The organism is Massilia horti (genome assembly GCF_004614195.1).
Taxonomy (GTDB): domain Bacteria; phylum Pseudomonadota; class Gammaproteobacteria; order Burkholderiales; family Burkholderiaceae_D; genus Telluria; species Telluria horti.
This window is the reverse complement of sequence record NZ_SPUM01000138.1, coordinates 14,154-28,316: the sequence shown is the minus strand read 5'-3', so window position 1 is coordinate 28,316 and position 14,163 is coordinate 14,154. Positions and strand designations below refer to the sequence as shown.

8 protein-coding genes are annotated in these 14,163 nt (G+C 66.7%); 4 read left to right on the top strand and 4 right to left on the bottom strand.

Features of this window, described 5'->3' with window-relative positions; translation table 11 throughout:
* Positions 1–649: 649 nt before the first annotated feature.
* The 4 genes from E4O92_RS21350 to E4O92_RS21335 all read right to left on the bottom strand — a co-directional run bounded on the left by E4O92_RS21350 (position 650) and on the right by E4O92_RS21335 (position 7,573).
* Positions 650–1,360: a hypothetical protein gene (locus E4O92_RS21350; protein WP_135191683.1), complete on the bottom strand. Its 711-nt coding sequence runs from the start codon at positions 1,358–1,360 to the stop codon at positions 650–652.
* Positions 1,361–1,505: 145 nt separating this feature from the next.
* Positions 1,506–2,735 (bottom strand): metal-dependent hydrolase, encoded by a 1,230-nt coding sequence (locus E4O92_RS21345; protein ID WP_135191682.1) that lies wholly within the window; start codon positions 2,733–2,735, stop codon positions 1,506–1,508.
* 204 nt (positions 2,736–2,939) lie between these two features.
* On the bottom strand, positions 2,940–3,488 hold the full coding sequence (locus E4O92_RS21340; protein ID WP_167759855.1) for a 4'-phosphopantetheinyl transferase family protein: 549 nt from the start codon (positions 3,486–3,488) through the stop codon (positions 2,940–2,942).
* Between the two features lie 62 nt (positions 3,489–3,550).
* Positions 3,551–7,573 (bottom strand): Pls/PosA family non-ribosomal peptide synthetase, encoded by a 4,023-nt coding sequence (locus E4O92_RS21335; RefSeq protein WP_135191680.1) that lies wholly within the window; start codon positions 7,571–7,573, stop codon positions 3,551–3,553.
* Positions 7,574–7,769: 196 nt separating this feature from the next.
* On the opposite strand from E4O92_RS21335, the gene E4O92_RS21330 reads away from it, so the two are divergent.
* The 4 genes from E4O92_RS21330 to E4O92_RS21315 all read left to right on the top strand — a co-directional run bounded on the left by E4O92_RS21330 (position 7,770) and on the right by E4O92_RS21315 (position 14,162).
* A complete protein-coding gene (locus tag E4O92_RS21330; protein ID WP_135191679.1) occupies positions 7,770–9,332 on the top strand; it encodes a methyl-accepting chemotaxis protein in 1,563 nt (520 codons plus the stop codon).
* 242 nt (positions 9,333–9,574) lie between these two features.
* Positions 9,575–11,005, top strand: coding sequence for an oxygen-independent coproporphyrinogen III oxidase (hemN, locus tag E4O92_RS21325; RefSeq protein WP_135191678.1), 1,431 nt, complete (start codon positions 9,575–9,577; stop codon positions 11,003–11,005).
* Positions 11,005–11,766, top strand: coding sequence for a sulfite exporter TauE/SafE family protein (locus E4O92_RS21320; RefSeq protein WP_370660021.1), 762 nt, complete (start codon positions 11,005–11,007; stop codon positions 11,764–11,766). Before hemN ends, E4O92_RS21320 begins: the two co-directional genes overlap by 1 nt.
* Positions 11,763–14,162 (top strand): heavy metal translocating P-type ATPase, encoded by a 2,400-nt coding sequence (locus E4O92_RS21315; RefSeq protein ID WP_167759854.1) that lies wholly within the window; start codon positions 11,763–11,765, stop codon positions 14,160–14,162. Before E4O92_RS21320 ends, E4O92_RS21315 begins: the two co-directional genes overlap by 4 nt.
* Position 14,163: the final 1 nt, after the last annotated feature.

Below are 14,163 nucleotides of genomic sequence, written 5' to 3'. Positions count from 1 at the left end.
TGATTCATCCTACGGGGCGGCACGTCGCTTTGCAATGCCCGTTAGGGTGGGCGGGGTAAAGTTGGCCAGTGGCCAATTTTACGAAACGCCCACGCGTTCAATGAACGCGGAACCTATTCTGAAATGGCCAACCGCTGATCGCGTGGGCAGAATCTCCACCGTACGCCCCAGCTAACGGTGACAGCGCCAATCAAAAAGCCATGTCACCGCTAAGGGGGCCTCGACGAGCCTGCCACTACAACAAATCCAGGACCTTCGGCCCACGAGTCCGCACCCGTGCGCACGCGGTACAAAGCGTGCTGAAAGGTGGCGTTACCGAGCGCCGCCATACTGAAATCGCGTGATAAAAGGTGCGCCACGGATTGTCGCTTCCAGGCGGAGGCTCGAACAGTGCAAAGCGTGCCGAAAGGTGGCGTCGCCGCGAACCGGCACGCGGAGACCGTGTGCGCACTGGTCCTCCGCGGCCCTGCATTCCCCGCGGACCGCACTCGCCGCGAGTCGTGGATCACTCGTAGGGTACGCTCCTTCATCGAGGCCACACGGGGCGATGACATAGCCATTCAAAAATGAGCACGGCTGCGTTGGCGTCTCCTTGCCGCACAACAGCACAGTTGTCATCGCCGCGCCTTGTCCGGATCAAGTCGCGCTCTTAGTCGAGAGCGTAGCGCACACGGTACGGCACGAATCCGAGCCGCCGTTTGAACTTGCGTTTGCCCGCGCTGGCGCTGACAAAGGAACCGTACATGAAGTATTGCACCGTGCCCGCTGCGAGCAGTTCGCAGATGATTTCGGTGAGCAAAAGGTACATCACCCCGTCGCGGTTTTTGTACCCAATTAGCTCTTCAACCGAGGCGAAATTGCCGAACACACCGACGGTGCAGTAGGCGACCAATTCGTGGTACTGGTTGAATGCACCGAACGACACGGCGCAGGGGGAGGTCACATCCCCTGCAGGCTGCAGCCAGCTCATATCCAGCGGCCGCCCTTGCCTGAGTTGATCCGGCAACTGGTTGATGTTCGCAATTTCGTCGTGATAGCGGTCGCGGTCGATGGCGCGCGCGGTATAGCCGCGCAGCCTGGCCTGCTGGCCCGGCGGCCCAGCCCAACCGGTTTCATCGACTGTTTCGAGATAGGTAGCGGGTCCGTCGAAAAAAGACAGATCGATCAGGGCCATTCCCATGGATTTGTTGCGCAGCGACTCGTATTTGGGATGCGGGCCTGCATAGCGGCGAAACGCGGCGTTGACTTGCTGCGGCGCGAGTTGCAGCCGGAACAACAGGTCGGCGGCTGGCAGATCAAACAGCTGTCTGTTCAGCCGGATCGAACGCAGCAGTTTGCTGACTGGACGTTGCATGTGCATGGACCGCTCGGGTGGCACGGGAGAGGTGGCAACATTCGCAGTCTACGGTCGCAACCCGACCGGTACTCACGGCATCCGCAAACACCCTATGTAAAATCGTGTAAAGCGTTCGGCATTGCCAAGGAAAGCACGGGATAGTTCCGCATCAATGCAGCCCAAGCAAATCCGCACGCGGAAAACCCCAGCCGGGCACGTTCCGTGGACACGGTGCGCCGGCCCGCTGCGCATAGTTCAGCGTCGAGAAATTCGGGCTGCCGGGCGTGCCGAAACGGACATCGGTTGCACTGCCACCAACGAGCGAGGGGGCACGAGCGAAACGCATCCAGGCATTGAAATAGCAATTATCGCTTGCCAACTCGCGCAGGCGCGACAGTTTCCCGTGTTCTTCCCACAGCCAGATCAGCGCAGTCCCTTCTGTCGCCTTGCCCGGGCCGCCCAACGCCGTCGGGCAGTTTGACACCGGCGTGATCGACGGCGCCAGGCTCAGCGCTCCGCGAGTGAGACGATAGTTGCCCAGAGCATCATTGCTTTCGATCGTCACAAATCCCCAGCAAAGGGGATTGGAGGCAACGGCAAGAACGGGCACATCGAGGACCTGCGTGCCGGGATCGCGCTGCGTCAGTTGTTGTGTGACGAGCTCGCGCGCCGACTGCACCGCCACTGCCTGGATGGCGACAAAACCCAGTCCTGCTGCCAGGCCCGTCACCAGTGCCTTGCGGTTCCGCGCGGCGCCGCCGCGTTCCAGCCACACCAGCAAGGCGCCGAGCAGGAACAGCCCCAGCAGTGAGCCCCATTGGAGATAGCCGAATACGGTGAAGAACAGCGGGCCGCCGGCCAGCAACGCGAACAGCAGCAGCCGCGCGATCGGGCGGCTGGCCATGACGGCGAGCGGCGTGCCCAACGCGACCCAGAACACCGGCTCGACGATGAACACCATGTCCCCGTACATCCAACGCGAATCGAACGGATGGAAAGGATGCACGCCATACACGTTCAGATAATCCATCGCAACGTGCAACAACAGACCGAACAAGGCGACACCAACCGTTGCCGCGCGTGCGGCTGGACTACCGCGCAGCAGCCTTCGTGCCCCTGGCCACAGCAGCCAGGTCAGCGATAGCAGCAAGGCCGCCTGCGGCAGGACACCGACCAAGGTATGGGTATAGCCCCGATGATGCAACAGATAGCCCAGCGGCCGCGGGGATAGCCGCGTGAGCAGAAGATCGAGATCTGGAAAATTGCTGGCCGCCCAGCAAGTAAACAGCAACAACTTGCGACGGGTGCGCGCGCGGAGCGAGTCGGTTTCCGGCGGCAGGCTACGCTCGACCAATTCCCCCATCGCGAGCCCGGTGACCGAATGTGTAAGATTGTCCATCTTACAATCTTACCCCGGACAATTAGGGTCAGAGTCGAATTGCTCGGCAACACCTTGCTTATCAAGCAGGGTCAGAGTCGAATTAATGGGAACATTTTCCAAATGCACCATAGTTCACATGACTCGTTCACTCCGTTTTTGCCGTGCCGGAACCTTTGCGATTAATTCGACACTGACCCTAATTGCTGGACTAAAAGTTGTCAATTAATTCGACTCTGACCCCAATTGCCCTGAACCCAACTGCCAGGCGAGGGCGCCGGCCAGGCCATCGGGAAGGGCCAGCGGGCGTGTAGTGCAGTCGCGAGTCGCTTCGGCGAGCGCGGGCGTCCATTCGGTCAGCTGCAGTCCGTGGCACTTCAGCCGCGCCTCGTGTTCGCACCACGCCTGCGTGAACGCGGCCGGACGCATGTCTGGCTTCGCCGCGGCGATTTTGGATGCGGTTTCGGGGCCGAGGTAGGCGCGAGCAACGGCGTGCCAGTCGGGGATGTCCTGGACCCGCATCAGGTCCACGCCGACCGGGCCGTACAGGTTGATGGCGGCCAGCGACCACGGTTCTTCGTGGCTGAAGGCGATCCCGGGAACGGGCAGGCCGGATTGGTCATGGATCGCGACCGTCGGCGCGTGGCCCGGCCGGGAATCGATGCTCACCGCCTCGCGTGGCAGCCGCGCCAGGCTGGCCAGGGCTTCGTGCAGCGCGTCGCGGATGCGCATGCGGGCGGCATCACGTCCGCCCGCGCCCTGCACGCCAATCACGATGATTCCGTCTGCCCCGGGCCGCAGCGACGCCGGCCACCAGTGGACCGGGTGCGCGTCCCTCATCGCGCGGCCAGTGCCGCCGGGCAGCCGGCCCAACTGGTCGCGGCCGGGATATGCTCGCCTTTCATCACCAGTGTCAACGGCCCGAGGCGGGCGTTGTCGCCGACCTGGGCGCTGTACAGCACCGCGCTGCGCGGCCCCATGTAGACGCGGCTGCCGATGTCGACCCGATCGATCTTCATCACGCGGTCTTCGAACAGGTGGGTCTGCGGGCAGGTCAGCGCATTCAGTTCGCTGTGCTCGCCGATCGTCACGCAGTCGAATTCGGTGATGTCGGTGGTGTCCATGTACACCCCGCGTCCGATCCGGCAACCGAGCAGGTTGAAGGCGAGTGGCAGCCAGGGCGTGCCGCGCAGGTAGCGCATGAAGTTGGGCACCGCGATCCCTTCGTACAGGTTGGTTACGCCTTCGGTCAGCCACACGAACGGCGTCCACATCGGCGCCGCCTTCTTGCGATAGCGGCCCAGCAGCAGCCACTTGAGGAGCAGTACGAACAGGTAGTTGCCCACGCCGTAGGCCAGGCCGACCAGCGCCAGGTCGAGCACCACCGTGCCCCAGCGGCCGGCGCCGGCGAGCGGCATCAGGTCCAGCACCACCGTGTAGCCGACCGCGATCACGACCGCGTGGGGCGCCACGATGCGCAGCGCCTCGACGATCGCGCGCCCCAAGCGGCGCAGCGGCGATGGGCGGAAGGTCAGGTGCTCGGGATAGCCCTCCACCTGTTCGCGCGCCGGCAGGTGGATCGGCGGCGAGCCGAGCCAGGTGTCGCCGCTTTGCATGCGGGAGTTAGCGGGGGCGTGGGTGTGCACGCCGACCAGCACATGTTCGGGCAGCACCGTGCCGTCCGGGATGTAACTGCCGTTGCCGACAAAGCTGCGGTGCGATACCACGGTCGGCTGCATCGTCATCCAGCCGCCATCGATCTGCTCGTCGCCGAGCATCACGGCATCGGCGATGAAGGTCTCGTCGCCGAGCGTGAGCATGTCCGGCACCACGCCGAGCGCGGTCGAGATTTCGGCATCGCGTCCGACTTTGGCGCCCAGCAGGCGGTACCAGAAGGGTGCGAATACGGTCGCGTAAATCCCGTGCAGCACGTTCAGGCTCGATTCCTGGATGTGGCTGACCAGCCATTTGGCGCAATAGGTTTTGCTGTGGATCGGCGAGCGGCCGGGCGCCAGCCGCGGTAGCAGGCTCCAGCGGATCGCAGCCGATACCAGCACCGTCAACACGATCAGCACCGCGGCGGCCGGGAACGCCAGCACGAAGTAGCGCGCCAACTGGATCCAGATGCTGGTGCCTTCCAGCGCTTGCAGCGAACCGCGCTCGTCGAACCAGTCGATCAGCACGAAGCTCGGGAACACCGGCATGAAGAACAGGGTCGCGATCATCACCATGCCGACGGCGAAGAACAGCGCTTCGCCGGCCGAACGCGCGGGCGACACGCGCGGGCGCGGCGGCAGACTATCGGGATCGAACTGGCCGATGTCGCGTGCCGGCGAGCCGCTCCATACGCGGCCGTCCGGCACCTGCGCGCCGTCAGGCAGCGCCGACTGCCCCTCCAGGTGGCCACGCCTGCCTACGCGGGTGTTCCCTTCGAGGACGGCGTAGGATGCGACGCAGGCGTCGTCGTCCAGGCGGATCGCGCCGAGCAGCAGCCGCCCGCGCTCGACGCGCGCGTTCTCGAAATTGACGGCGTTGCCGACGCTGACGTTGTCGCCGATCGAAAGCAGGTCCGGCGCGCGCAGCGTCATCGAGCCGATGATCACGTCGCGCCCGACCCTGGCGCCGAGCGCGCGCAGCCACCAGTTGTACAGCGAGGAGCCGGCGAGCAGGTAGCTTGGCGCCGATTCGACCAGGCGGTCGGCCAGCCACCAGCGGTAATAGGTCACGCCCCACAGCGGATAGGAGCCGGGTTTCAGGCGTCCTGCCACCAGCCATTTGCCGGCGCCCGCGATCACGAACTCGAGCACGGTCGCGAGCAGGAACACACCGATCGAGGCGGCGATCGCGCGCGGCACCGAATCGCCCGGATCGCCGGTCATGAAGTGGTAGGTGAAGAAGGGGGCCAGCCACTGCGCCATGCGCAGCGCGACCAGCGCCGGCACCGCGGCCAGTTGCGCCAGCCCGCAAGCCCAGCGCCGGGCGGCGGGGGGCGGTTCCCAGTCTTGTTCGCGCGCCGCGCCGCCTGCCGCCTGCTCGAGGCTGGCCGCGATCTGGCCGATTTTCCGGTTCTGGTAGATGTCGCGCACGGTCGCGTGCGCAAAGCGCGGATCGGCGCGCAGGCTTGAAGCCAGCCGCGCCGCAAAGAATGAATGCCCGCCCAGGTCGGAGAAGAAGTCCAGTTCGCGCCGGATCGGCTGGCCCGGGAACAGCGCGGCCAGGGCTGCGAACAGCGCTTGTTCGGCCGGCGTTTCGGGCAGGTCGGAGTCAAACGCGTCCTGCGCTGTGGGGGCGGACAGCGGCATGGCTTTGAGTGCCTTGCGGTCGATCTTCCCGGAGGTCAGGCGCGGCATCACGGCCAGCGGTTCGAAGCGGCTGGGCACCATGTAAGGCGGCAGGCGTTCGGCCAGCGCCTGACGCAGCACGGACGCGTCAAGGGCCTGGCCGCCAGCGGGCACCAGGTACGCCACCAGGCGCTCGATGCCGTCGTCGCGGCGCAGCAGCACTGCGGTCGTGCCCACGCCCGGTTGCTGCGCCAGCAGCGCCTCGATCTCGCCCAGTTCGACGCGAAAGCCGCGAATCTTGACCTGGTCGTCGGTGCGGCCGAGGCAGACCACTTCGCCGTCGTCCCCGATGCGCGCCAGGTCGCCAGTGCGGTACAGGCGCGCGTCGTGTTCGCCGCTGGCCCACGGGTTGGGCAGGAATTTTTCGGCGGAGAGGTCGGGCCGTCCCAGGTAACCGCCTGACAAGCCCGGGCCGGTGATGCACAGTTCGCCGGTGGCGCCGCGCGGCAGCAGGGTCAGGCCGGCGCCTGCCGGGGCATCGGTCCCGATCACCAGGAGGCCATAGTTGGGCAGCGGCGTGCCGATTGTGATCAATCGCCCCGGCGTCAGGCGCGCAAGGCTGGCCGACACCGTGGCCTCGGTGGGGCCGTAGGTGTTGAACATCTGGCGGCCTGGTTTGGCGTAGCGCTCGACCACCGCGTCCGGGCACATTTCGCCGCCCAGGTTAATCAGGCGCAGGCTCGGCACGTCTTCGGCAAACAGGGCCAGCAGCGTAGGCACCGCATGCAGCACGGTCACGCCGTTTTGTGCCAGCAGCCGGGGCAGGGCTTCCGGATCGCCGGCGCTTTCCTTCGGCCCGATCCAGAGGGTGGCGCCGACCAGGTACGAGATCCAGATCTCCTCGAACGACATATCGAACGCGACCGAAAAACCCTGGTAGACCGTGTCGTCGGCGCGCACGCCAAGCACCGCGTTTTCGCTGCGCAGGAAGTGGCAGATGCTGCGCTGGGTGATCAGGATGCCCTTCGGCTTGCCGGTCGAGCCGGAGGTGTAGATCACATAGGCCGGGCTGTCGGGGGAGACCGGGCCGCGCCGCGCCAGCACTTCGTGTGCGCCAGGTGGCGCCAGCAGCGCCTCGGCCGTAAACACGCGCTGTTCGACTTCGGCCAGGCGCGGCGCGAACGCTGCGCAGCTGACCACGCAGGGCGAGCGCGCGTCCTCCAGGCACACCTGCAGGCGCTCGACCGGCGTGTCTTCGTCGACCGGCAGCCAGGCCGCGCCGGTCTTGGCGATGGCGGCCTGCATGACCAAGAGCTCGATCCCGCGCGGCAGCCACAGGCCGAGGATGTCGCCGGGCTTCACGCCGGCGGCGAGCAGGCGGGCGCTGGCCAGGCTGGCCATCCGATCCAGTTCGCCGTAGCTGATCCGGCGCGTGCCGAAGATCAGGGCCGTTTTATCGGGGTGCCGGCGCGCGCTCGCTCCGAGCAGGTCGGCGAGGATTTCTTCGCGCAGCAGTTCCGGTTGCGAAGGGCCATACAGGACGTCGGGGTGGCGCGTCAGTGTGCTGAGATCGTTCATTAACGGCCAGATGGGGATTCAAGCGGTCACATCAAGAGACGGGAAACGCATTTTAAGATTGCGCTTCGGAATAGGCCAGCCTTAGTTGTGTTTGGCTTCTTTTGGGTGCTATTTGATCTAGGTCAATGACCCGGTTGAAATGTCATGCGTACAATCCTCCTTCAAGAAATTGCTTTAAGGCAACAAGGAGAGGGATTTGCGCATCAACCTGCCGGTCACCGGCATCGAATATGTAATGAAAGACGGGCAATCGATCGTGTCCAAGACCGACACCAAGGGCCGGATCGTGTACGTCAACCCGAGCTTTGTAGAAGTGAGCGGATTTTCCGAATCCGAACTGCTGGGCAAGGCGCACAACATCGTGCGCCACCCGGACATGCCGCCGGAAGCCTTCGCCGACCTGTGGGCAACGCTCCAGTCCGGCTTGCCGTGGACCGGGATGGTGAAAAACCGCCGCAAGAACGGCGACTTTTATTGGGTGGTTGCCAACGTCGTGCCGGTCAAGGAGAACGGCGCGATTGTCGGCTACATGTCAGTACGCACCACGCCCTCGCGCGCGCAGGTGGCCCAGGCCCAAGAGCTGTACCGCGCAATCCGCGAGGAGCGCGCGCAGGGAATCGCGATCCGCCGCGGCAAAGCGGTGCATGCCGGCTGGCGTGCGCGCCTGGCCGCGCTGCGTCGCCTGCCTTTGGGCTCGCGCATTGGTATGGCGATGGGCGGCCAGGCAGTGCTGGCGGGCGCCCTGGGCGTGGCGGCCGACGGCGCCATTTGGCGCGTGCTGGCAGGCGTCGGCGTCGTGGGCACGCTACTGGTGTGGGCCGAGCTGCACCGCGCCATCGTCACCCCGCTCGGCCAGGCCACCGACGCCATCAACGCGCTGGCCGGAGGCGACCTGTCGCATGCCTGCCCGCCTGGCCGCGACGACGAGATGGGGCAGCTGCTGCTGGCGCTGCGCCAGCTGAACATCAACCTGACCGCCATCGTGGGCGACGTGCGCAGCAACGTGCGCTCGATCGAGCAGGCCACGCGCGAGATCGCCGATGGCAACGTGGACCTGGCGCACCGCACCGAATCCCAGGCTGCGAACCTGGAACAGACCGCGGCCAGCGTCGGCCAGATCGCGCACGCGGCCGGCCAGAACACCGACAGCGCGGTTCGCGCCGATCAGCTGATAAGTGCTGCCTCCAGCGTAGCCGGTCACGGCGGCGAGGCGGTCGGCCGGGTTGGCGAGACCATGGTCGGCATCAGCGCATCGGCCAAGCGGATCGTCGACATCATCGGCCTGATCGACGGTATCGCGTTCCAGACCAATATCCTCGCGCTTAACGCCGCAGTCGAGGCGGCGCGCGCGGGCGAACAGGGCAAAGGCTTTGCGGTGGTCGCCGGTGAAGTGCACAACCTGGCGCAGCGCTCGGCCAACGCGGCCCGGGAGATCAAGGCACTGATCGAGGATTCGGCGCACAAGGTCGAGCAGGGCAACGAGTTGGTCGGCACCGCCGGCGCCACGATGCGCGAAGTGGTGCAGGCGGTGCAGGGCGCGGCGGCGATCATGCACGAGATCTCGCTGGCCAGCCGCGAACAGGGGCAGGGCATCGTCCATGTCAACCAGGCGATGGCGGACCTGGACCGGATCACGCGCCAGAACGCGGCGCTGATCGAGGAGTCGGCGGCGGCCGCGTCCAGCGTGGCCGAAGAGGCGGGGCGGCTGGTGCAGGCGCTGGCGGTGTTCAAGCTGGGTGAAGCGCGGCGAGCTGCGTAACTATCGTAGGGTGCGCACCTGTGCGCACGCTGTACGGTTGCGCAGAGTTGGCGTCGGCGATTGCCGATCCGGCTGTGCTGCTTTCGCGAACCGCGTGCGCACAGGTGCGCACCCTACGCGGTCTGCAAACGTCTCGGTCGTTTTTGATGCAAGTCAAGGATTTTGCTGAGCAGCATCAATAAACTTCAAGCTAACCGAACCGTGCCGATTCCAGGACGCGGTGGCAGCAGGAGTAGAGCCAGATGTTGTTAAAGCAGATTCCCATCAATGCCAGTGCGCCCGTGGCGCAACCTTCCGTCGAGTTCGACGCCGATCTGCTCGGACGGCTTTCCCGATCCGGTCCGCGCTACACGTCTTATCCGACCGCCGACCGCTTCTCCGGGGAGTATGGCTACCGCGACTACCTGCATGCCGTCGCCGGCCTGCGTACCCGCGGCGGCGCCAAGCCGCTGTCGCTGTACCTGCACATTCCGTTTTGCGACACGGTGTGCTACTACTGCGCCTGCAACAAGATCGTCACCAAAAACCGCGAAAAGGCCGCCACCTACCTGGGCTACCTGAAGCGCGAAATCGAGATGCAAAGCCTGCTGTTCGCGGGGATGAACGAGGTCGAGCAGCTGCACCTGGGCGGCGGCACCCCGACCTACCTGTCGGACGCGCAGATGGAAGACCTGATGGCGCACCTGCACCGCACGTTCCGGTTCGCCCAAGACGAAACGGGTGAGTATTCGATCGAGATCGACCCGCGCACGGTGACGCCCGAACGGGTGGCGCGCCTGCGCCGCCAGGGCTTCAACCGCATCAGCCTGGGCGTGCAGGATTTCGACCCGCAGGTGCAGCAGGCGGTCAACCGCGTGCAGCCCGAGCTTGAAACCCGCGCGATCATCGACGCCGCCCGCGCCGCGAACTTCCGTTCGGTCAGCATCGACCTGATCTACGGCCTGCCGCGCCAGACGCCGGAGACGATGGCCCAGACGATGGAGAAGGTGATCGAGGCCAGCCCCGATCGGATCGCGCTCTATCACTATGCCCACATGCCGCACCTGTTCAAGCCGCAGCGCCGCATCCTTGACGCCGAGCTGCCATCCAGCCAGGACAAGCTGGCGATGCTCTCGCTGTGCATCGAGCGGCTCGGCGCGGCCGGTTACGTCTACATCGGCATGGACCACTTCGCCCGTCCGACCGACGACCTCGCGGTGGCGCAGCAGCAGGGCCGGCTGCACCGCAACTTCCAGGGCTACTCGACGCATGCCGACTGCGACCTGGTCGCCTGCGGCGTGTCCGCGATCGGCGCGGTCGGCTCCACCTACAGCCAGAATGCCAAGACGCTCGAGGAGTATTACGACATCCTGGACCGCAACGAGCTGCCGGTCGCGCGCGGCGCGCGCCTGACGATGGACGATGTACTGCGGCGCACGCTGATCCAGAAGCTGATGTGCCAGTTCGAGGTGTCGATCCGCGCGCTCGAACAGGCCTTTCCGATCGTATTCGCAGACTACTTTGCGCCCGAACTCGAACGCCTGGCGCAGCTTGAGCGTGACGGCCTGGTCACAATCGGCGCTGACTGGCTGTCGGTCACGATGAAGGGGCGGCTCCTGATCCGCAACGTGTGCATGGTGTTCGACCGTTACCTCGCGGGCGGCGCCTCGGCCCGGCATTCGAAGACCGTGTGATGAGTATCAGCCTGTTCCCGGTGTTCGTGATCGGCCTGTTCGGCAGCGTCCACTGCGTCGGCATGTGCGGCGGGATCGTGGGCGCCCTGTCGGCGGCGCCCGCGCTGGCGCGCAGCGCAAGGCCGTTCCCGGTTCCGGTGCGCCATGCCGGCGTCAAGCGCACCGCGCATTTGAACGTCGCGGCCTACAACTTGGGGCGCATCGGCAGCTATATGGCGGCCGGCGCGCTGGCTGGCGGCGTGGCCGGCGCCCGCACGCTTTCCGCATTGCCGTCGCTGCAGTTGGCCGCATACTGGCTTGCGAACCTGATGCTGGTTGCGCTCGGCCTGCACCTGATGGATGCGTGGCGCGCTCTGGAATGGCTGGAGCAGGGCGGACGCGCGCTGTGGCGCCACGTGCAGCCGCTCACGCGTGCGCTCGGGCCAGTCGGCGGGCCGGGCAAGATGTTCGTCGCCGGCACCCTGTGGGGCTGGCTGCCGTGCGGAATGGTCTACAGCGTGCTGTTCACCGCCATGCTGAGCGGTTCGGCCGCGTCGGGCGCGGCGGTGATGCTCGCCTTCGGGCTCGGCACGCTGCCGATGCTGCTTTCGCTCGGCCTGGCGGGGGCGCGCCTGCGCACGCTGCTCCAGCTGCGCAAGGTGCGCTTGCTGAGCGGCCTGCTGGTGGCTGGCTTCGGCCTGGCAGGCGTTGCGCGCGCCGTTGGCGGCATGCCGTCATGGCTCCCCACATTGTGCATTTCTCCCGCCGGAGTGCCGGCATGAGCGCTGCACTTGCCGATCAGGCTCGCTCGGCCTGCTATCACTGCGGCCTGCCGGTCCCGCAGGGCAGCCGCTGGCAGGCGCGCATCGGCGACATCATGCACGCCATGTGCTGCCCAGGCTGCGCGGCCGCCGCGCAGGCTATCGTCGATGGTGGCTTGGGCGATTATTACGACACACGGACCGAGTATGCGAGCCGCTTTGATGACGACCCGGACGCGCCGGAGCTGGCATTGTGCGACGAACAGGGCGACAGCGGCGGGATGGTGTTCTCGGTTGAAGGCATCCGCTGCGCGGCCTGCGTGTGGCTGATCGAGCGGCGCCTCGCGCAATTGCCGGGTGTGCTGGAGGCGACCTTGAACGTCGCGACAGAGCGCCTGCACGCGCGCTGGACGCCCGGCGCCTGCAAACCGAGCTCGATTTTGCGCGCGCTGCGCGCGATCGGCTACGCCGCCTACCCGTACGAAGCGCGGCGCCATGGCGAGCAGCTCGAACGCGCACGCAAGAAGCTGTTTCGCCAGCTCTTCATCGCCGGGCTGTCGATGATGCAGGTGATGATGTACGCGGTGCCGGTCTACCTGGCCAGCGACGGCACCATGGATGCCGACATGACCGCGCTGATGCACTGGGCGTCGATGGTACTGACCCTCCCCGCCGTCGTGTATTGCGCGCAGCCGTTCTTCCGTGGCGCCTGGGCCGACCTCCGGCGCGGCATGCCGGGCATGGACGTTCCGGTGGCGCTGGGGATTGGCGCGGCTTTCGCCGGCAGCGTGCTCGCGCTGGTGCGCGGCGGCGACGTCTATTTCGACTCGATCACGATGTTCGTGTTCCTGCTGCTTGCCAGCCGCTACCTGGAACTGGCGGCACGGCGCAAGGCGGCGCGCGCGCTCGAAGCCCTGCAGCAGTCGCTGCCGGCGGCGGCGCTGCGCATGCCGGCCTGGCCCGTCAGCCGCGACACGGAACTGGTCGCGGCCAATCACCTTCAGTCCGGTGACACGGTGCTGGTGCAGCCCGGGCAGGCGGTGCCCGCCGACGGGGTGATCGTCGAGGGCGAGACCGAGGTCGACCTGTCGCTGCTGACCGGGGAGAGCCGCACCGTTCGCAAGGCGCCTGGCGACCTGCTGCCGGGAGGCGCGGTCAACGTCGCGCAGGCGGCGATCCTGCGCGTGTCCAGTGCGGCGCGCGACAGCACGCTCGCAATGCTGGTGCGCCTTGTCGAGCGCGCAGGGCAGGGAAAACCGCGCTTGGCGCTGTGGGCAGACAAGGTGGCGGCCTGCTTCGTCGCCGCGCTGTTGGCGCTGACGGTAGCCGTGTTCTGCGCATGGCAGTTCATCGACCCGGCGCGGGCATGGCAGGCGGCGATCGCGGTGCTGGTGGTTTCGTGCCCGTGCGCGCTTTCGCTGGCCACGCCCACCGCGCTGGCCGCCGCCACCGGCCGCCTGCTGCGGCATGGCGTGCTGGCGGTGCAGCCGCACGTGCTTGAGACCTTGGCGCGCGCCACCCATATCGTTTTCGACAAGACGGGCACGCTCACGCTCGGCCGGCCGGTGCTGCGCCGGATCGTGACGCTGGACGCCGTTTCGCCCGAAGACTGCCTGGCGCTGTCTGCCGCACTCGAAGCGTCCAGCGCCCACCCGATCGCGCTGGCGCTGCGCGCGGCATGCCCCGGCGCGCCTGTGGCGCAGCACTTGCAATACGTGGTGGGGCAGGGCGTGGCGGGTACGGTTGACGGTGTGCGCTGCCGGCTTGGCAGCAGCGCCTTTGTGGCCGACCTGGCAGGCGGCGCCGCGACAGGGATCGCGCCGGGCGGCATCACCACGGTCTGGCTCGGCGTGGCGGGCCGATGGCTGGCGCGCTTCGAACTGGGGGATGAGGTTCGGCCCGAGGCCGCCGCGCTGGTGCGCAGTTTTCAAAGCCGAGGCAAGGCGGTGCTGCTGCTGTCTGGCGATGCGCCGGACACGGCGCGGGCGGTGGCGGCGCAGCTTGGCATCGATGCGGCCGAAGGCGCGCAACTGCCGGACCAGAAGCTTGAATACGTGCGCCGGTTGCAGCAGGGTGGCGCGGTGGTCGCCATGGTCGGTGACGGCGTCAATGATGCGGCGGTGCTGCGCGGCGCGGACGTCTCGTTCGCGATGGGAGGTGCGGCAGCGCTGGCGCAACTGCATGCGGACTGCGTGCTGATGCACGAGGGTCTTGAGCCGCTGGGCGACGCGGCGCGCACGGCGCAACGGGCAATGCGCGTGATCCGGCAGAACCTGACCTGGGCCACCGTCTACAACCTTGCCGCGATTCCCGCGGCCGCCTGCGGGTTGCTCAATCCATGGCTGGCCGGGATCGGCATGGCCGCCAGTTCGGCCTTAGTGGTGCTCAACGCGCTGCGCCTGACCAAAGGGAGATAAA

Bases quoted from the DNA above. Each gene is read 5' to 3' on its own strand.
- E4O92_RS21350 (WP_135191683.1), bottom strand. From the start codon at position 1,360: ATGCACATGCAACGTCCAGTCAGCAAACTGCTGCGTTCGATCCGGCTG.
- E4O92_RS21345 (WP_135191682.1), bottom strand. From the start codon at position 2,735: ATGGACAATCTTACACATTCGGTCACCGGGCTCGCGATGGGGGAATTG.
- E4O92_RS21335 (WP_135191680.1), bottom strand. From the start codon at position 7,573: ATGAACGATCTCAGCACACTGACGCGCCACCCCGACGTCCTGTATGGC.
- hemN (WP_135191678.1), top strand. From the start codon at position 9,575: ATGTTGTTAAAGCAGATTCCCATCAATGCCAGTGCGCCCGTGGCGCAA.
- E4O92_RS21320 (WP_370660021.1), top strand. From the start codon at position 11,005: ATGAGTATCAGCCTGTTCCCGGTGTTCGTGATCGGCCTGTTCGGCAGC.
- E4O92_RS21315 (WP_167759854.1), top strand. From the start codon at position 11,763: ATGAGCGCTGCACTTGCCGATCAGGCTCGCTCGGCCTGCTATCACTGC.